Here is an 18,661-nt window from a genome sequence, read left to right as displayed (position 1 = left end):
CTCCGCGGAGCAGACACAGGGCTCAGCTGCCGGGGATCTCGAAGGTGCGCTCCAGCACGGCCAAAGCCTCCACGTGCTGGGTCTGGGGGAAGAAATCGATTGGCTGAACCCGCAGCAGGCGCAGGGTTCCCGCCGCTGTGAGCCGGGCCAGGTCGCGGGCCAAGGTGGCAGGGTTGCAGCTGAGGTAGGCCACCCGCTCGGGCGGTGCGGCCAGGATCGCGTCGCAGACCCGCTCCGGCAACCCCTTGCGCGGTGGATCCAGCAGCAGTCCATCGGCACCCTCCAGGGCTTCGGGCAGGGCCAGGGCCACATCGGCGGCCTCGAGGGTGAGGCCATTGAGCCCGTTGAGACCGGCATTGAGCCGGGCCTGCTCGACGCTGGAGGGGTGCTGCTCCAGGCCCAGCACCCTGGCACCGGCGGCGGCCAAAGGCAGGCTGAAGGTGCCGATGCCGCAGTAGGCATCCACCAGCCGGCGGCCGGGGGCGGGGCGCAGGGCCTCGATCAGCAGGGGCACCAGACGCTCGGCCTGGGCGGTGTGAACCTGAAAGAAGGTGTCCGGGCCGATGCGCAGCTCCAGGCCCGCGAAGCTGTCGTTGAGCCAGGGGCGGCCGGCGATCTCGAGGGTGCGGGGGCCCATCAGGGTGTTGGTGGGCAGGGGCTGGATGTTGAGACCGACGCCCACCAGCTCCGGCCAGCGCTCCATCCAGATCTCCGCCATCGCCGCCAGGTCGGGCAGGTCGCTGTGGCTGCTGATCAAGGTGAGCAGCACTTCACCGCTGTGGTGGCCGACCCGCAGGGCCAGGTGGCGCAGGCCGCCCCCCTCGCTGAGATCCACATCCACCGGCCAGTCGCTCTGCTCCAGGTCGCGCTTGAGCGGAGCGATCATTCGATCGATGCGCGGATCAAGCACCGGGCAGCGGTTCATGTTGACGATCCGATGGGTACCGCTGCGGTAGAAACCCGCCCGCAGCTGCCCGTCGGGGCAGCGTTCCAGCGGAATCGTGGTGCGATTGCGGTAGGCCAGCGGGCTGGCGGCGGCCAGGATCGGCTCCACCTCCAGGCTCTGGCCGCCGATGCGGCGCATGGCCTGCTGCACTAGGTCCTGCTTCCAGATCAGTTGGGCCTGGTCGTTGAGGTGCTGAACACCGCAGCCGCCGCAGTCGGAGGCCAGGATGCAGGGGGGCTGACGCCGCTCGGGTGAATCGTTGTGGCGCTCCAACGGGTGGGCCACCAGATGGCGCTGTGCCTTGTGGTGCACTCGGGCCCGCACCCGCTCGCCAGGCAAAGCCTCTGGAACGAAGACCACCAGGTCGGCAGACAAGCCATCACTGGCCGCGATGCGTGCCACCCCCTGGCCGTGGTGGTTGAGGCCGGAGATGCACAGATCCAGGTCCGTACCTGGGACCGGCAAGGGAAGTCCCATGGGAATCGGAGCGCTTAGGTCGTTGAGCAAACCCTAGATGCAAAGGGGCGTTACATCTGAAGACGTCCTGCCGCAGGGGGGTTCGTGGATCGATAAAGTGATCCAGCGACTGGTGTCCTCGATGAGCGTCGTTCGGGATCTGATCCTCCAAGCCGATGATCAGCTGCGGTATCCCAGCGGCGGAGAACTCCGCTCGATGGCGCAGTACCTCTCTGGTGGAGCCCAGCGCATCCGCGTGGCCCGCGCCCTGGCGGAAAACGAGAAAAAGATTGTCGATGAGGCCGCCCGCCTCCTGTTCTCCCGCAAACCCGACTACGTGGCCCAGGGAGGCAATGCCTATGGCCAGAAACAACGGGCCCAGTGCCTGCGTGATTTCAGCTGGTATCTGCGCCTGGTCACCTACGGCGTGCTGGCCGGCAGCACCGAGAAGATCCAGGAGATCGGTCTCAACGGGGCCCGCGAGATGTACAACAGCCTCGGTGTGCCCATGGCGGGCATGGTCGAGAGCATGCGCACCTTGAAGGAAGCCTCCCTGGCCCTGCTGGGCACCGATGATGCCGCCGGCACATCTCCTTATTTCGACTATCTGATCCAGGGCATGCAGACCCAGGGCTGAGCTCTTAGGCCAAAGACTTCACAAGGCCCTGCAGGTTCGTCAGACTGCCAACGGCAGTCTGACGCTGAAAAGGCTCCCAGCCCCCGGCTTTGACGACACGGTGATCTCCCCTTGATGGCGGCGAACGATCGCTGCTGCGATGGAAAGGCCCAGGCCAGTGCCGCCCTGACTGCGGGAGCGCCTCCCATCACTGCGGAAGAAACGATCAAAGAGGCGCGGCTGATCGGCAGGGCTGATGCCGATGCCGTTGTCCCTCACCTGCAGCAGCGCCTGATGCCCCTCCCGGCTCAGGCTCAGCACCACCTCCCCGCCGCTGGGGGTGTGATGAGGTGCTCTCGGGGGTTCGCAGCGCGATCGCGATCAAGATCTACGGGCCCGATCTGGCGGAGCTGCGCAGGATCGGCGAGCAGGTGCAGGATGCCATCGAGCCGATCCAGGGGGTGGTGGATCTGCAGCTCGAACCCCAGTTGCCGATCCAGCAAGTTCAAATCGCCTTCGACCGCCAGGCCGCCACCGCCAATGGACTCACGATGCAACAGCTCGCCGAGGCGTTGGAGATTGCCCTCAACGGCAAGACGGTGGGGCAGGTGGTGAGCAACGGCACCGATCACACCGATGTGGTGGTGATGCTGCCCGAGGACTCCCGCAACAGCCTTGATGCCCTGCGGGCCATACCGATCGCCACCCCTGCAGGCAGCATGCTGCCGTTGGGATCCCTGGCCAAGATCGACTACGGCTTTGGGGCCAATGTGGTCAACCGGGAAGATATTTCTCGCTTGATTGTGGTGTCCACCAACGTCAGCGGCCGGCCCCTGGCCCTTGTTGGTGGCCTGGTGGCCATGTTCTTCGGGCTCAGCGCTCCGTTGATCAGCGTGATCAGCGGCAAAGCTTCGCCGTTGATGATCGCGGCCCTGCTTTACGCCGGAGCTGCCCTGGCGCTGCTGGTGGTGCGGGCCGCCGTGGGACGCCAGCAGGCGGAGTCACCGGTACAGCGCCGTGACCTTCCACCACTCCTAGGGCTCACCGTTCTGGGTGGGATGGTCGGTCCGATTTTCCTGGTGCAGGGGCTCACCCTGCTGACGGCGGGTTCGGCCTCGCTGCTGCTGAACCTGGAAGCGGTGTTCACGCTGCTGATCGCGGTGCTGATCGGCCGTGAACATCTCAGCCGCAAGGGGCTGATCGCTGCTGTTCTGACCATAGGAGGTGCCGTTCTGCTCACGGAAGGTTCCTTGAACGGAGCCACCCTGCAGGGCACGCTGCTGATCGGCGGGGCTTGTCTGGCCTGGGGGATCGACAACAACCTCAGCCAACGCCTCAGTTTGCGCAACCCAATTCAGATCGCGCTGCTGAAGGCGATCGGGGCCTCGGTTCCCATGCTGATCCTGTCTCTCGCTGCCGGCCAGACCCTTCCGGCCTGGCCCGTTCTTCTGGCGTTGCTCTCGATTGGCGCCGTTGGGTATGGCCTCTCGATCTGGCTGGATTTGCTCGCTCTTCGCCACCTGGGTGCGGCGCGCGAATCCGTGGTGTTTTCAACGGCTCCCTTCGTGGGCCTGCTCTTCTCCGTACTGGTGCTGCGGGAAGCCTTCACTGGCGGCATGGCCATGGCCTCCGCCCTGATGCTGCTCGGCGTTGCCGTTCTGCTCAAGGAAAACCATGCCCACTGGCATCGCCATAACGCGTTCCGCCATGCCCATCGTCACAGGCACGATCCGACCGGCGGCGACCCCCACCACAGCCACGACCACCCTGGGGATGAGCAGGCCATAGGCAACACTCAGCAGTCTTATTGGCATGCCCATGAGCATCAGCACACACCGATTGAGCACGAGCACGCCCACGTCAGTGATGTGTATCACCGGCATGGTCATCGCCAGGAACTGTGACGAACGAGAGCTCAATCAGCGGAAATGAGGAGATCCAAGCGATGGGCCAGGGCGACGACGAGCGGCCCGGACTTGAGCCATGGTCCGTGATGATTGGCTCCAGCAACTCCAGCAGATCTCCGAGTGGAGGTGATGGAACCCTGGAGGGGATAGTCCAGCACCAAGTCGGTGTCGATCGAGAAGTCCTGCGCTGACACCCAGGCGCAGTGAGGGACTGATCAGATGAAACTGGATTGAGCTGGGAAATAGACCTGGATGATTGGTCTCATTTTGGTCTATGCATGAGTCCAGTCTATGGACATGAATAAGACAGATGAATGCTTCAGCCAGCCCTTCGGCCCGAACGCCTCCAAGGGAGCAACCAGGCCAATCGGCTGCATCGACCGCAACCAACCATCAGCCCAAACTCAGCCAGCCAAGCTGAGGCAACTACCAGAGTTGCAACAAACGTGGATGAGCAGCCGCCAGTCCTTCGCCCCTTTGGAATGATCTTACTCATCTCACAAGGGACGAGATATAAGTCTCATTTCAAGATCTATTCGGGACAAATAGGATTTATCAGGTGAGTTCCGCGCCCTGGCCGGAGACCTGAGTCAATGGAGAGCGAGGATCCGGAGCCAGAGGTCAAGCCGTGAGTCCACGCAGCCCTAGAGAGTTGCTCAGCTGACTCACTTGGAATCCATTTCAAGACCCGCTATGCGTCTCAAACTAGAAACTTTCATCCAGGTTGAGTCCAAGTCTTGGCCCGAATATGCCTCTCATTTGAGATGGTTAAGAAGCAAGTGCGCCCGGCGCCCGGCCCCCGGCCCAGCCGTGAATCAACCCCAAAAGTCGCCCATTCGGCGTCATCCCAGGAGAACCACATGGGGCTCTGACAGCCAGAATCACTCGCGTACCTGTGTCTACAGCAGGTACGCAGAATCGCTGAGGCTTGCTACCACTGGGATCTGAGCGTTGCGACGGCCCCTGGACGCTGTGTCCAAGCCTGGCTGGACCAACGCAGCCGGTCCGGGCCCACATCCAGCGGTCCACAGCCGCCCGCGCAGCCCACGGGCGCCAGTCCCAGTCCTGCCGATGGACGGTTCCGCGCGCCACAGGGCAACCCCAGCGCTAGGGCTGGTAGCGCCAGGTCAACTGAAGCCCAAAGCAATGGCTAGCGCATCTCAGTCAAGACAGACTGCTGGACTCATAACTTGTCTGGAAGGAGACTAACGAAACAACGAATGTGTCGACACATGACGTCGCCCCTGGCCTCCGGCTCAGCCCGGGCGTCGGTAGAGCTCCTTGAGCAACTGGTAGGCCTCGTTGAGGCGGCGCATCGCCTCAGCACTGCCGCCTGAGTCGGGGTGGTGACTCATGGCCTGCTCGCGATAGGCCTCGCGGATCTGGTTGAGGCTGAGTTGGTGACCAGGCGCCGTGGGCAGCGCCAGCACCTTCAGGGCTCCCTGCAACGTCATCGTGTGCTCCAGGGTCTGGAACGACGTTCCCTGGCGGCGCCGCCGGAAGCGATGCACGAAGCGACGGATCAAGGTGGGGACCCTCAGGGTGAGGGTCCCGGTGCTGAAGGGGTCCTCCAGCAGCCCGGCAGCGACGATCACCCGGCTGAACCTGGGCGGTCCAGGCGGCCAGCCAGTCACGAAGCCACTGATCCACTGCTCCATCAAGGCCCAGGTGAAGGGCCGCCCCTCCGCCTGATCCGACTGGGCCCAGATGTCGCGGGCCAGCCAGAGCATGGCGGCCTCCAGCACCGCCTCATTCGCCGCTGTGCCATACAGGCTGAGCCAGTGCTCATCAGCGGCGAGCAAGGCCTGATCCAGCTCAGGAGCCTCCACCGCGGGCAGCGGTTGAGCGGCAACGGTTGGTCGGGGATGCAGGCTGCGCTTCAGGCGCGCCGACGTCTGACGCACGAAACCCGGCAGATCGATGCCACTGGAACCCGAGGCTTCGCGGGCCTCCTGGGGTTGCCCGCGCTGGGGAGCTCGGGTCACCAGCTCAAGCGCGGGCTGCTCCGCCGGCTCAGGTTCGTCATTGATGCCCTTGAGCGAGAGCAGGTCGCCCTCCAGCCCGGTGACAAGCACCAGGGCCCGGCAGGCATCCAACTCTTCCTCCAGCTCAGCCTCCTCCCCCTCAGCGTCGTCGCTCAGACCCTCAGCGCTGGGGAAGAGATCCTCCAGGAGCCGCTCCAACAGGGCACCGCGGCTGCGGTGGCCCAGCTGTCTGCAGAGCTCATCGATCTGCTCCACCTGGGCGACGGGCAGGATCAGCTGAATTCTCTGGCGATCCGCCTTCCTGTCGTCGGGTGGCACGGCAACTTGATCAAAACGGGCTTAACGACCCATCAACTGCCTGAGAAAGCGTTGCTGGGCATCGGCGGCCTCGAGGTAGCGATCCCGCAGCTGCTGAGTCTCCTGGGGGGAGGCTGGCTTGGATGTGCCCACAGGCACCTCCGCCACGCTGGCTGTACCCGCAGGCGCCTGATTCAACAACTTCAACGGAGGCAGGGGCGGCAACCAGGCCGGCACGAGCGCCGGCATCGGCGGTGGTGGGGGCGGAGCGGACCGGGCGTTGCTGGAGCTGGCACTGGCCGGCTTGGAGGTGGTGGGGTTGGCCGTAGTGGCTGGTTTTGCGGGTCTTGGGACGGGAGCTTGCGGTGGCACCGTGATGACCGGGGCTGGTGCCCTCTCACCGGCCGCCACCGCCGGTGGTGCTGCCGCAGGTGTGGTCTTGCGCTTGGCCGCCGCGGCGGCCTCGGCTGCGGCGGCACGGGCGATCTCAACCTGGCGCTCCCGCTCCCGCAGCTGGGCCAGCTGATAGGCGGGCACCACGCTGAGCAAATGACCCGGGGTGGCATCGGCGGGGTACACCATGCTCACCTTGACGCGATTGTTGACTCCGGCTCGAAGGTTCAACTGACCCAGCGAGAGGCTTTCGCCGGAGCGCATGCCCACGTGCACTTCGTAGAACCCAGCGTCAGATTCGATTCCGAGGGATCCACGGAAGGCGGTGAACTGGCGGCCATTGGCGGTGGGATGGCTGAAGACCAGTTCGTAGGGCCCTGAACCCTTCAGGTTCAGCTCCACATCGAAGCGCACCCCATAGGTTCCCACGTTGTCGAGGGAGGAATCGATCATGCGGCTGGCCAGGCCATTGACCTGGACCTCACCGGTGCCGAAATTGTGACGGGTGGTGCTGGTGAGGGGCACATGCAGTGGGGACTGGTTCAAGTCGTGGCTGATGCTGGCCTGGAAGGCATCACCCAGGGCCACCCCACCGACCCGGGAGAACACCTGCCGGTTCTGGATCTGGGGCAGCATGCTCAGGTACGTGCGGCCCGGGGCCAGCACCCCCTGATCCAGGACCGCGATCAGATCGGCATCGCCGCGGGGATCCTCTGCGGCCACCACCGCCATCTGGAAGGGACCGTCGCTGCGGCCGCTGAGCAGACCGTTGGCGATACCCCGGGCCGGCAGCCGGGTGTTGAACAGAACGACTCTGCTGTTGGCGGGAATGGTGATCCGCTCGGGCAACTTCGAATCACGCTGGTTGCGCAGCATGATCACGGCTGTGGCATCTCCAGGACCGGTGTTCCAGGGCCTGGGTCCCAGGGGCTTGACCCCCATCAGGTGATTGGCCAGATAGGGCGCCTCGAAGCTGTTGCGCACGGCCCCACGGTCGAATTCGAGCGTGACCGGCCGGGAGCCGGGGTTCATCACGATCGTGGCCAGGGTGAGCTGACCGCGCACCAGGCCATAGCCGAGACGGCGGGCGTCCTCGGGGTAATACTTGTGGTGCATGTGCAGACCGAATTCACCGTTGAAGGTGAAAGTGGCGTTGCGCAGGCTCTGGCCGGTTTCCCGGGCGACGGCCGATCCAGGAGCCGTGTTCACCAGAATGCCCGGGCCGAACACCTCCTCCGGCTGGTTGGAGTGGAGCACCGGCACCGCGTTGAAACGTCCCTGCAGGGGGCGTGCCGACTGACCTGACATCAGCTGCACATAGGAGGCCCGAGCAGCGGGTGCCTCCAGGATCGCGCCAGCCGCAGCGGAGAGGGCGGCTACTGCAGCGAGACCAATGGGACCAAAAGTTCTCAATCTGAATCTCAACTGGGACGTTGTTCCGGATTTGTGGTGGTCGCTCCCCCGAGCCAATGGGGCAGGGCCCTTGACTGGAGGGAGGTCTCGCTGGAGTGTGGGCGCTGGCCTCAGTGTCGAGTCAGCCCTCGCATTGAGGGTGGACCGCTCGCTAGAACCGTCCGTAGACGTGTCATTTTCTCATGTTTCCCCCTTTGGCCTGCTTTGGTGGCTTCGGCTGCGACCCCGCCTCCAGCCGTCGCCAGCATCAGGAGCGCAAGCTGCACATGCTCAGCTACTGGCGGGACGGGGTCGAGCGCCAACTGGCGGCGGTGAATGCCGCGATCAGCACGCTGGAGAAGCAGATGGCACGCGACGGCGGCCAGGACCAGGGCTGAGGCCCAGTCCCTCCCCCTCCAGGCGCTGCCTCAGGCTGTCGAGAGCCCGGGCCAGCAAGCGGTGAACAGTCATCGGGCTGACCGCCATCTTGCGGGCCGTTCCCCTGAGGCTCTGGCCTGAGAGCACCACCTCCTGAACGGCGGTGCGCTGGCGTTGCTCCAGCTGGGCCAGCAGCGCCATGACCCGCTCGCCGGCCTCACACCCCTCTGGGCCGACCTCGGCTTCGGGCTCAGCTGCCGCAAGACGCTCCTCCTCCCCATCCAGGCTCACCAGCCTGCCCAGCTGACGCAGTTGCTCGAAGCGCTGCCACTGGGCCTCGCTCAGGCCCAGTGACCTGCGCAGGCTGGAGTCGGTAGAGGGTGCCATGCCTCGGCTGCCTATGCCTAGGGAGGCTTCAGCAACCTGGCTCTGCTGCAACCGCCGCAGGCGGTCCTCCAGCTCCCGCTGACGCCGGGGCAGCCGGATCACAGGCGCCTGGTCACGGAGGTAGTGGAGGATCGCCCCGCGGATGTGATGGCGGGCAAAGGCTTCAAACGGAGTGCCCTGGTCGCGCTCGAACAATTCAGCGGCCCTGAGCAGGCCCAGCAGACCCACCTGGGTGAGGTCGTCGCGACCCTCGCGGCAGAGCAGGCTGTAGTGGTGGGCGATCGGTCGCACCAGCTCCAGGTGCCGTGCCACCCGGTCGTTTCGCTGGCGCTGGCGCCGGCTCAGGGATGGACGGCTGGAGCGGGGTTGAAGCAGGGAGGCGCTGTTCATTGGTCGCTAGAGGTGGATGTAAAAGGGAAAGGAGGGTTGGGCTTGGAGCCCCACCGGGGAGCCACGACCTCGGGTCGCTTCCCCTTTTCCAGATACGGACCAACCAGCCGCTTCCGGCAACCGTGAATCCACGGAATGGCCAGACTTCAGCTCATGGGACTCAGCCCTCAGCCGTTTGCCGCCACCGCCTGCAGCAGGGCCCAGGGGCCCTCGCGCTGCAGCCAGTCCAGCTCCGAGCGCTCGCTCATCAGGAGGTAGCCGGCAAACCCCAGTGCATTCACGCTGAAGCCCGCCACGTGCTCCCGCTGCCGCCGCACCGTCAGGAACCAGTGGTCGCTGAAGATCAGGTTGTAGGGATGGCGCGGCTTGCTATCTCCCGACGGCTCGCCCAGACCGAGAGCCCGGGCATGGGCCCGGTACGTGGCCACGAGGGCTTCAGCCCCGTCGCCGGGCTGGCGGGGGCTGAGCTGGTAGGCCCAGGGCCAGGGGCTCTCCCCTGCGGCCAGCTGCTTTTGCAGCAATCCGTCCAGCGGACAGGCTTCTTCTCCGCGACGGGGCAGCAGCTGCAGGTGCCGGTGGGGCTGACTGGCGCCGGCCTCAGCGCAGCTGTTGAAGAACCACAGCCCACCGGTGTCGGCATCCACCCGGGCCACCGCCGCCCAGTCGTGGGCTTCGAGCCAGCCCGACTGGGGTTCATAACCCTGGGTGATCAGCAGCACATGACCCGCCTGGACGGGGTACTTGTTGAGCAGCACCAGATGCCCGGGCCCCAGCAATCGAACCTGCAGACGCGGATCCCAGGGGTGGAAGGGGTTGGGCTTGGGCCCCTGGGCTCGCAGGTGCTTTGGTGGGGCTGAAAGCAGGCGGCGCAGTTGAAACGGCTGCCAGCCCTGGGCGGGGAGCAGCTCCGTTTCCAGGGGAACAAGGCTGCCGCTGCCCAGGGCCTCACGGCTGCGCTCCAGGGCTTCGGCCCAGATCCGCTCAGCCCGCTCCACCGATCTGCAACCGTGCCAGGGAGGCCCCCTGGTAGTAGTGACCGAGGATCTGGTTGTAGAGCTGACCCTGGCTGGCCAGTTGCTGGGCGCCTTCCTGGCTCATGCTCGCGCCCAGATGGCCATGGGCCTCCAGGGTGATCTGGGAGTTGGCGGCGTAGAGGCTCTCAACAATCCCCCCCTGGTAACTGAGGATGAGGCCATTCGTGCGTTCGGTGGCTTCCCGGGTCCGGGCCGAGACAGACTCCAGTCCCCGGTAGGCCTGCCAGCGGGTGGTATCGCCCAGATGCCAATAGCGGTTGGCGGGCCGGGCCAGGTGGGCCAGGGCGTAGGAGCGGGCGGCCACGGCCTGGGCCTTGAGGGCTTCCATCGACCAGGAGCTGGGCATTTCAGCCCCCACCACCGAGGCGATGTAGCGCTCCAGGGGCAGGTGGTTGATCGGAGTGATGCCGCCCCCTTCGCGCAGCAGGCGCAGGCGGCCTTCATAGGGCAATCCGTTCACCAGCAAGGCCTGGGCGCCGGCACTCTCCAGCCAGAGATCAGCGCTGCTCTGGCTGCTCCAGTCCACAGCTTCGCCGGCGCTACCGCGCAGCAGCACACGGCCATCGCCGTCCAGCAGCCGCCAGGGTCCGGTGGCCGACAGGGTGGGTCGACCGGCCTGGCGCAGCAGGGCCACCCGCGCTTCCAGGGGAACGGGACGGCCAGCGGCCGGCTCCGCCAGGGCCAGGTCGCCGCTGGGGCCGGCTCCCGCCGCAGGTGGGGGGATGGCGCCGTCGGCGCGGCGCGCCTGGATCTCGCGGAGCTGCCGCGCCTCGGCCTGGCGGTCGGGGTCATCGGCGGTGGTGGCCGGCAACAGCGCCTCCATCACCTTGGCATCAAGGCTGGAGCGGGGTTCGGTGAAGGCCTGCTGGGCCAGGAAGCCAAGGCCCAGGGCCACCACGCTCAGGGGCGCGGTCACCAGCACACGGTTCAGCCCAGGACGGGCCGACAGCAGCTCCAGTCCGCGGCTTCCCCAGCGTCGACACCAGCGCTCAAGCGGCCATCCCACAGCAGTTGACCCGAACCCGACAGCCGGATCATGCCTGAAGACAGCCGATCGCACACCATCCCGCCCCCCTGGGGGGACGGTTGCCAGCCCACCACCCGCTCGCGCCCCAGCTGGTCACACCACCACGGAGCCACCAGCGCATGAGCCGAACCTGTCACCGGATCTTCACTGATGCCCAGGCCCGGCGCCAGGAAGCGCAGTTGATAGTCGGCCGGCAGGCCCTGCACCGTGGGGGTCTGGTCGCTGGCCGCCAACGCCTGCATCAGCACCAGTCCCTGGCGCAGCTCCCCGCGCAAGTCCTGCGCCAGAGCGTCCCCATCGAGGCCGGCCAGGGGGAACTCCTGCGGCAGCAGGGCCACCCAGTAGCCCAGGGCCGACCGCCAGCTGCGCAGAGGGGTGCCCCCCAGCGATGGAGCCAGCTCAGTGGGCAGGGGGGAGGGCTCCAGACCCCCTGAAGGGAGCACCAGCTGGGCACGGCCCGCACCAGTCTGTCCCAGGCTCACCAGCAGCGGCCCTGAGCGGCTGTGCAGCCGGGTAGAGGCGCCTGATGTCAGCAGTCCCCAGTGGCCAAGGGCCAGGGCGGAGGCCAGGGTGGCGTGGCCGCAGAGGGGAACTTCGCAGCGGGGCGTGAACCAACGCAGGGCCCACTCGCCTGCGGCGTCATCTCCAGATCCGAGCCGGCTGAGCGGCAGCAGGAAAGCCGTCTCTGACTGCCGCAGCTGGGCTGCCACCGCCTGCATCCAGGGGGCGGAAGCCGGCTGCTCCAGGGCCACCACCGCGGCACCGTTGCCCTGGAGCGGACGCTCGGCGAACGCCGTGATCAGTGCCGCCGGCAGCTCGCCATTGCTCATCGTTCCTCCGTCTTGAGATCGCGCTCCATCAGGGCGCGCACCGCCTCTGGCGGGGTGATGCGCCCCTCGATCAGGGCCACCACCTGGGCACAGATCGGCAAGCGAACCCCACCCTGCTCGGCCAGGGCCAGGGCGGCAACGGCCGTAGAGGGGCCCTCCACCGTGGCACCGATGACCCGGATGGCCCCCTCGGCGCTCAGTCCCTCCGCCAGGTGCAGACCAAAGCGGTAGTTGCGGCTTAGGGGGCTGTTGGCCGTGGCCAGCAGATCGCCCAGCCCAGCCAGTCCGTAGAGGGTGCCGGGATCACCGCCCAGCTGCTGGCTGAGGCGGCCCATCTCCGCCAGCCCGCGGGTGAGCAGGGAGGCCTTGGCGTTGGCTCCGAGCCCTATCCCATCACAGACACCGGCCGCCACGGCCATCACGTTCTTGAGGGCGCCGGAGAGCTCGGTGCCGATCGGATCGTTGTTGGTGTACAGCCGCAGTTGATCACTGCTGAGTTCCTGTTGCAGCGACTGGGCCAGATCGGTGTGGAGCGAAGCCAGCACGCTGGCCGCCGGCAGTCCCCCCTCCAGCTCGCCGGCCAGGTTGGGGCCACTCAGCACCAGGCTGGAGACGCTGGGGATCGCGCCCTGCCAGAGCTGAGAAGCGCTGAGGAGTTGCTGCAGATTCAGGCCCTTGGTGCAGCTGATCAGCGGCAGCCCGGAAGGCCAGACGGGGGAAAGCCGTTGGGAGAGTTCCGGCACACCGGCCATGGCGATGGCGCAGACGATCACATCCTGGTGAGGCAGCAACTGGGCGGGCTCGCCGCCAGCGCGGCGCGACCAGGTGCTGATCCTGTGGCCTCCCTGCCCGAACACCTGGCCCAGGGCTCGGCCCCAAGCGCCCTGCCCGTAGATGCCGATGCGCAGTGCCATCCGGCCATCATGAGCCATTCCACTTGTGGCCCAGCCCATGGCGACGCCGGCCTCGGCAGCTGGAGCCCCTGAAGCCCCCCAGGGCCTCGGCCACTGGCAGGGGGATGCCTTGGTGGTGGGCGGCGGCGGCATCGGCCAGGCATTGCTCCAGGCCCTGGCGCTGCGGGCCCCCGGCCTGCGGCTGTGGGGCAGCAGCCGGAACCCGTGGCCCACGCAGAGCGTGGTGCCACCCGAGCGGGCGCTGGCCCTTGATCTCAGCGACGACGCCAGCCTCGACGCCTGCGCCAGGCGATTGCAGCAGGAGGCGGTGCGGCTGCGGCTGGTGATCAACAGCGCCGGCCTGCTCCACGACGGTGACCTGCAGCCGGAGAAGCGGCTGCAGCAGCTGAGGCGGGGCTCGCTGGAGCGCCTGTTCAGCGTCAATGCCTATGGCCCGGTGCTGCTGGCCCAGGCCCTGGAGCCGCTGCTGCCCCGCCAGGAGCCACTGCACTTCGCCAGCCTCTCGGCCCGGGTGGGCAGCATCGGTGACAACCAGCTGGGGGGCTGGTACGCCTACCGGGCGGCCAAGGCCGCCCAGAACCAGCTGCTGCGTTGCCTGGCCCTGGAGTGGCAGCGGCGCCTGCCCCTGGCCTGCGTGAGCCTGCTCCATCCCGGCACCACCGCCACGGCGCTCTCCGAACCCTTCAGCCGCTCGGTGCCGGCGGAGCGGCTGTTCAGCCCAAAGCGGGCCGCCGGCCAGCTGCTCGATGTGATCGCCGCCCAGGAACCAGCCGACTCAGGCCGCTTCCTGGCCTGGGACGGCACCACGATTCCCTGGTGAGCTTCCAGCTGCTCCCGCTGTGAGCTCAGCTCCGCGGAGTGGCCGTATGGGCGAAGGCCTCAAGCAACTCCAGGGGAATCAGCTCCAGGCATGAGGCCTCACTGGCCTCCAGCCGCACCGGTGGAGCCACGCCGTCGTCGTGGGCCTCCAGCCAGCGGGGGGCACAGACACACCAGTGATCGCCGGCCTTGAGGCCGGCAAAGCCGTAGTCGGGCCTGGGGGTGCTCAGGTCGTTGCCCTGGGAGAGGGAGTAGCGCAGAAACAGGTCCGTGATGACACAGCAGACCGTGTGACGGCCATGGTCGGCGGGATCGGTGCGGCAATGGCCATCGCGGAACCAGCCGGTGAGTGGCTCACAACCACAGACCACCAGAGGCTGCCCCAGCACATTCAGCGCCGATGGGCTGGGGGGTGTCGACGATTGATCCACGCAAAATCCCGTGCATGAGCCCCGAGTCTGACCAGGAGTCGGACCACTGGCGAAGACAAAATCCGTCGGGGAGGTTGACGGATTCGGGGGGGCAGGCGTTAAAGCTCATTGAGCAGCGGTGCTGGAAGGCTTCCTTCTGCCGCCCTTCCGCCTTGCCTTCAACACCTTCATGAGCTGGGATTTCGCCGAAGACGCTGCCTTCATGGCCCTGTACGACGCCTTCAAGGAAAGCGGTGAAACCTCCGCCATGGAATTTCTCGCCCATGGGGAGGGGGCCTTCCACTTCCAGGAACTCACCCAGAACGCCGCGGGGGAGGGCTTTGATCTGAGCGACTCGACGAATCTGGAGGCCTTCCAGCAGGAGGTGATCGACAGTCTCGAGTCGCTCTGAGCCTCGCCTCAGCCGTAGAAAAAGTCGATCTCCTTGGCCTTGAGCCCGTCCCAGCCGGCGGCCTTGAGGCGGGCATCGAGACTGGCCTGATCCAGGTGCTTCGAGCCCGTCTTCACCACCCGGTTGCGCATCGACTTGCGCACGCCGCTGCGGGCCCGCGCCGCCTCCAGGGCCATCACCTCGTTGTAGAGGCTGAGCATCTCAGCAGGGATGGGGCTTCCATCGAGATCAAGGCCGGCGGCGATCGCCGCATCAACACCATCAGGACCGGCAATCGCCATGGCAGTTCAAGCTCAGACCCCCTCAGCCTGCCACTGCCCCCTCTGAGCGGGAGACGGACTCTCAGGCACTGAAATAGCGGGCGCGGCTGTGCAATGCCACCAGAGCAGTGGTGCTCTGCTCTGGCTCCAGCTGATCGCTCTCATCCATGGTCAGACCGATGCGACCTGTGTCGAGCCAGGCCAGCTGCTGGCGGGAATCGGCCACGTTGGGGCAGGCCGGGTAGCCGAAGGAGTAGCGACTGCCGCGATAGCGCTGGGCCAGCACGTCGCGCAGGGCCGCCGGTTCCTCGGCCGCGAAGCCCAGCTCGCGGCGGATGCGGGCGTGGGTCCATTCCGCCAGGGCCTCGGCCATCTGCACCCCCAGGCCATGGAAATAGAGGTAGTCGCTGTAGCGATCGGCGGCGAACAGCTCGCGGGCATAGGCGCTGGCCCGTTCACCCATGGTCACCGCCTGCATCGGCAGCACATCCCTGGGCCTGCCATCGCGTAGATCGCGAAAGAAATCAGCGATGCAGTAGCGGTTTCCGCCCCGCTGCCGCGGCAGCTCGAAGCGGCCGATCTCCCGCTCACTGCCCTCGGGATCAAACACCACCAGGGCATTGCCATCGCGGCCGCACGGGAAGTAGCCATAGGCCACCCGGGGAGTGAGAAGCACCTCCTGGCGGCAGCGCTCGATCCAGCTCTGCAGCACGGGCTCGGCCTTCTCGGCCAGCATCGCCTCATAGGCCTGGCGGCTCTGCTCCTGGCTCTTGCGCAGCTGCCACTGGCCGGCAAAGAGGGCGTTGCGATCGAGATAGGCGAACACCTCATCGAGGGGAATCTCGCCCTCCTGGATCAGGGCACTTCCTAGAAAGGGAGGCTCCACGGGGGGTTCCTCCGGCACCACCTCGGAGCGATGGCTGGAGATGCCGGGGACGGTGGTTCCTGCGGCCTGATCGCCCGGGCCGGCCACTTCAGCTGCCGCTTCGGGCTCAGCCACTGACTCAGCCACTGACTCAGCCGCAGCTGCCGGCTCGGGCTCCAGCCCCAGCCCGGCGGGGGCACCGGCGAGGAATCCCAGCTGGTCGTCCCACTGGCCGGCCTTGCGGGCCTCCGAGAGCGCATCCATGAAGCGCAGGTCGGCGAAGGCATCGCGGCCATAGATTACCTGGCCGTTGTACACCGAGCGGCAATCCTTCTGAACGAAGCGGGGGGTGAGTGCCGCACCGCCGAGGATCACCGGAGCGGTGATGCCCGCCTCATTAAAGGCCTGCAGATTGTCCTTCATGAAGGCGGTGGATTTCACCAGCAGTCCGCTCATGGCAATGCAATCAGCCTGGTGCAGATGCTGGGCTTCGATGATCGCCTCCACCCCCTGCTTGATGCCGAGATTGATCACCTCATAGCCATTGTTGGTGAGGATGATATCCACTAGATTCTTGCCGATGTCGTGCACGTCACCCTTGACGGTGGCGATCAGAAACTTGGCCTTGGCACTGCTCACCCCATCGATCTTCTCCATGTGCGGCTCGAGAAAAGCCACGGCGGCCTTCATCGTTTCAGCGCTCTGGAGCACAAACGGCAGTTGCATCTGCCCGGAGCCGAACAGCTCCCCCACCACCTTCATGCCATCGAGCAGAAAGGTGTTGATGATCTGCAAGGGCGGGTGACAGGCCATAGCCTCCTGAAGAGCCGGCTCAAGGCCGATGCGCTCGCCATCGATGATGTGCTGGCGCAGGCGGGCCTCCACGGGCAGATCGGCCAGGCTTGGCCCTGAAGCCCTCGCCTCCTTGGCGCTCACCCCCTCGAACAGGCCGGTGAGCACCGTGAGCGGGTCGTAGGTGCAGATCGCCCTTGCCGCCGCCGTCCCCGTTGCCGCGGTCGGGGTCGCGCTCGCAGCCGATTGAAATTGGCGCTGGTCGTTGATCAGATCACGGCAGAGCTGCTGATGTTCCTCTGTGATCTTCGCCAGGGGAAGGATCTTGGCGGGGCTGACGATGGCGGCATCAAGTCCGGCTTCGCAGCATTCGTGCAAGAAGACGGAATTGAGCACGATCCGGGCCGCCGGCGAAAGCCCAAAGCTCACATTGCTCACCCCCAGCAGCACATGAACGCCCGGAAGGTGCTCACGAATCAGGCGGATGGCCTCGATCGTGGCGGCGGCGTTGCGACGATCCTCTTCGATGCCGGTGGAGATGGGCAGCGCCAGGGGGTCGTAGAAGATCTCATGGGCCGGGATTCCATACTCCACGGCATCGCGGTAGGCCCGCTGGGCGATGGCGAACTTGCGCTCCGCTGTACGGGCCATGCCCTCCTCATCGATGGTACCGACCACCACCCCGGCGCCGTAGCGGCGGGCCAGCTCCAGCACCTTGAAGAAGCGCTCATCGCCGTCTTCATAGTTGGTGGAGTTGAGGATGCATTTGCCGCCGGCCACCTTCAGGCCAGCCTCCATCTTCTGCCACTCCGTTGAATCCAGCATCAGCGGTAGATTCACATTGGTGACCAAGCGACTGACCAGGTCATGCATGTCTTTTTCGCCGTCGCGGCCGACATAGTCGACGTTGACATCGAGCACATGGGCGTTCTCCTTGATCTGGCCGCGGGCCAGGGCCACCAGTCCGTCCCAGTCTTCGTCATTGAGCAGATCACGCACCTTCCTCGAGCCGCTGGCATTGAGCCGCTCGCCGATGATCAGGAAGGAGTTGTCCTGGTGGTACGGGGTGACCCCATAGATCGAGGCCGCCGCCGGTTCCCACTGCAGGGCGGGCCGCTGCAGCCGCTGCTCCGGCAGGCGTACGGGGCGGGGGCGGGGCTGCAGGTCAGCCGCCAACTCGGCGAGGGCGGCGATGTGACTGGGGGTGGTGCCGCAGCAGCCACCGATCACCTGCACCCCCAGATCTTCAACGAAGTGGAGCAGCTGCAAGCGCAGCTCAAGGGGCGTGAGCCGGTAATGGGCCACACCGCCCACGTTCTCCGGCAGTCCGGCGTTGGGGATGCAGCTGATCACGAACGGACTGTGCTCGCTCAGGTAGCGCATGTGCACCTTCATCTGCTCCGGACCGGTGGCGCAGTTGAGACCGAGCACGTCGATCGGGAAGGGCTCCAGGATCGAGACCACCGCGGCGATGTCGGAGCCCACCAGCATCGTGCCGGTGGTTTCCATCGTGACCGAGACCATCAGCGGCCGCCGCTGGCCGGCCGCTGCAAAGGCCTCCTCCAGACCAAGGAGCGCCGCCTTGATCTGCAGCACGTCCTGGCAGGTCTCGACGATGAACAGATCGACATCACCGGCCAGCAGCCCCGCCGCCTGCTCGCGAAAGGAGGCCTTCATCGTGTCGAAGTCGATGTGGCCGAGGGTGGGCAGCTTGGTGGTGGGGCCCATGGAGCCGGCCACGAAGCGGGGCTTGGCGGCGGTGCTGTAGCGGTCGGCCATCTCCCGGGCCAGCTCAGCGGCCCGCTGGTTGAGGGCAAAAGCCTGGTCCTCCAGCCCGTATTCCGCCAGCACGATCGAGGCCGCGCCGAAGGTGTCGGTTTCGATCACATCACAGCCCGCCTCAAGAAACTGAGCGTGCACGGCCTGCACGGCATCGGGGCGGGTAAAGACCAGGTTTTCGTTACAGCCCTCGAGGGCGGCGCCGCCGAAATCCTCGGCGCTCAGGTCCATCTGTTGCAGGGAGGTACCGGTGGCGCCGTCAAACACCACCACGGGCCGGCCGGGGCCATGCAGGTGCTCCAGGAAGCCGATCCTGCCGGTCCCTGTCCTTGCCACCGCTTCCGAGCCCACCAGTGCCGTCATCGCGTGATC

General features: G+C 66.4%; 17 protein-coding genes. 5 read left to right on the top strand and 12 right to left on the bottom strand.

The genetic code is table 11. The features are described 5' to 3' along the window. Nucleotides 1-22: 22 nt before the first annotated feature. Entirely contained in the window at nucleotides 23-1,423 is a 1,401-nt protein-coding gene (gene rlmD / locus KBY67_RS01810) for a 23S rRNA (uracil(1939)-C(5))-methyltransferase RlmD (RefSeq protein WP_255108045.1), read from the bottom strand. A gap of 121 nt (nucleotides 1,424-1,544) precedes the next feature. On the opposite strand from rlmD, the gene apcD reads away from it, so the two are divergent. Further along, nucleotides 1,545-2,039, top strand: a complete 495-nt coding sequence (apcD, locus tag KBY67_RS01805; protein WP_255108044.1) for an allophycocyanin subunit alpha-B — start codon at nucleotides 1,545-1,547, stop codon at nucleotides 2,037-2,039. A 39-nt stretch (nucleotides 2,040-2,078) separates the two neighbouring features. Here the strand turns inward: apcD and KBY67_RS01800 are convergent, their stop codons facing one another. Next, a complete protein-coding gene (locus KBY67_RS01800) occupies nucleotides 2,079-2,339 on the bottom strand; it encodes a cell wall metabolism sensor histidine kinase WalK (protein ID WP_255108043.1) in 261 nt (86 codons plus the stop codon). A 29-nt stretch (nucleotides 2,340-2,368) separates the two neighbouring features. Here KBY67_RS01800 and KBY67_RS01795 point away from each other — a divergent pair, with 29 nt between their 5' ends. Next, nucleotides 2,369-3,922: an efflux RND transporter permease subunit gene (locus KBY67_RS01795; protein ID WP_255108042.1), complete on the top strand. Its 1,554-nt coding sequence runs from the start codon at nucleotides 2,369-2,371 to the stop codon at nucleotides 3,920-3,922. 1,259 nt (nucleotides 3,923-5,181) lie between these two features. Here the strand turns inward: KBY67_RS01795 and KBY67_RS01790 are convergent. Together KBY67_RS01790 and KBY67_RS01785 are read right to left on the bottom strand one after the other, a co-directional pair. Further along, nucleotides 5,182-6,228, bottom strand: a complete 1,047-nt coding sequence (locus tag KBY67_RS01790) for a J domain-containing protein (protein WP_255108041.1) — start codon at nucleotides 6,226-6,228, stop codon at nucleotides 5,182-5,184. A 21-nt stretch (nucleotides 6,229-6,249) separates the two neighbouring features. Next, complete coding sequence (locus KBY67_RS01785; protein ID WP_255108035.1) at nucleotides 6,250-7,908, bottom strand: DUF3370 family protein; 1,659 nt, start codon at nucleotides 7,906-7,908, stop codon at nucleotides 6,250-6,252. 287 nt (nucleotides 7,909-8,195) lie between these two features. Here KBY67_RS01785 and KBY67_RS01780 point away from each other — a divergent pair, with 287 nt between their 5' ends. Further along, nucleotides 8,196-8,390: a sigma factor SigF gene (locus KBY67_RS01780; protein ID WP_255108034.1), complete on the top strand. Its 195-nt coding sequence runs from the start codon at nucleotides 8,196-8,198 to the stop codon at nucleotides 8,388-8,390. Here KBY67_RS01780 and KBY67_RS01775 read toward each other — a convergent pair. From KBY67_RS01775 to KBY67_RS01755, 5 genes are all read right to left on the bottom strand, one after another. Continuing rightward, the gene (locus tag KBY67_RS01775; RefSeq protein WP_255108031.1) at nucleotides 8,338-9,147 is read right to left on the bottom strand and encodes a sigma-70 family RNA polymerase sigma factor; all 810 of its coding nucleotides are present in this window, start codon (nucleotides 9,145-9,147) and stop codon (nucleotides 8,338-8,340) included. The two genes, KBY67_RS01780 and KBY67_RS01775, sit on opposite strands and share 53 nt — an antisense overlap. A gap of 167 nt (nucleotides 9,148-9,314) precedes the next feature. Further along, the gene (locus KBY67_RS01770; RefSeq protein ID WP_255108028.1) at nucleotides 9,315-10,142 is read right to left on the bottom strand and encodes an ATP adenylyltransferase; all 828 of its coding nucleotides are present in this window, start codon (nucleotides 10,140-10,142) and stop codon (nucleotides 9,315-9,317) included. After that, on the bottom strand, nucleotides 10,129-11,097 hold the full coding sequence (locus KBY67_RS01765; protein WP_255108025.1) for a SpoIID/LytB domain-containing protein: 969 nt from the start codon (nucleotides 11,095-11,097) through the stop codon (nucleotides 10,129-10,131). Before KBY67_RS01765 ends, KBY67_RS01770 begins: the two co-directional genes overlap by 14 nt. Before the next feature lie 11 nt (nucleotides 11,098-11,108). Further along, the gene (locus KBY67_RS01760) at nucleotides 11,109-12,038 is read right to left on the bottom strand and encodes a PhzF family phenazine biosynthesis protein (protein ID WP_255108023.1); all 930 of its coding nucleotides are present in this window, start codon (nucleotides 12,036-12,038) and stop codon (nucleotides 11,109-11,111) included. After that, nucleotides 12,035-12,952, bottom strand: coding sequence for an NAD(P)H-dependent glycerol-3-phosphate dehydrogenase (locus KBY67_RS01755; RefSeq protein ID WP_255108021.1), 918 nt, complete (start codon nucleotides 12,950-12,952; stop codon nucleotides 12,035-12,037). Before KBY67_RS01755 ends, KBY67_RS01760 begins: the two co-directional genes overlap by 4 nt. 37 nt (nucleotides 12,953-12,989) lie before the next feature. Between KBY67_RS01755 and KBY67_RS01750 the strand changes: the two genes are divergently transcribed. Continuing rightward, complete coding sequence (locus KBY67_RS01750; protein WP_255108019.1) at nucleotides 12,990-13,772, top strand: SDR family NAD(P)-dependent oxidoreductase; 783 nt, start codon at nucleotides 12,990-12,992, stop codon at nucleotides 13,770-13,772. Between the two features lie 25 nt (nucleotides 13,773-13,797). Here the strand turns inward: KBY67_RS01750 and KBY67_RS01745 are convergent, their stop codons facing one another. Next, nucleotides 13,798-14,202 carry a DUF2237 family protein gene (locus KBY67_RS01745; RefSeq protein WP_255108017.1) on the bottom strand — a complete coding sequence of 135 codons (405 nt, stop codon included), beginning with the start codon at nucleotides 14,200-14,202 and terminating at the stop codon, nucleotides 13,798-13,800. A 169-nt stretch (nucleotides 14,203-14,371) separates the two neighbouring features. Between KBY67_RS01745 and KBY67_RS01740 the strand changes: the two genes are divergently transcribed. Beyond that, on the top strand, nucleotides 14,372-14,593 hold the full coding sequence (locus KBY67_RS01740; RefSeq protein WP_255108200.1) for a hypothetical protein: 222 nt from the start codon (nucleotides 14,372-14,374) through the stop codon (nucleotides 14,591-14,593). An 8-nt stretch (nucleotides 14,594-14,601) separates the two neighbouring features. Here the strand turns inward: KBY67_RS01740 and KBY67_RS01735 are convergent, their stop codons facing one another. Further along, complete coding sequence (locus tag KBY67_RS01735) at nucleotides 14,602-14,874, bottom strand: DUF4090 family protein (protein ID WP_255108015.1); 273 nt, start codon at nucleotides 14,872-14,874, stop codon at nucleotides 14,602-14,604. A gap of 61 nt (nucleotides 14,875-14,935) precedes the next feature. Then, nucleotides 14,936-18,652, bottom strand: coding sequence for a methionine synthase (gene metH, locus KBY67_RS01730; protein WP_255108013.1), 3,717 nt, complete (start codon nucleotides 18,650-18,652; stop codon nucleotides 14,936-14,938). Nucleotides 18,653-18,661 lie beyond the last annotated feature (9 nt).

It is taken from the genome of Synechococcus sp. RedBA-s, from assembly GCF_024345495.1.
Classification (GTDB): Bacteria; Cyanobacteriota; Cyanobacteriia; order PCC-6307; family Cyanobiaceae; genus Regnicoccus_A.
This window is presented reverse-complemented; position numbering and strand designations above follow the sequence as displayed.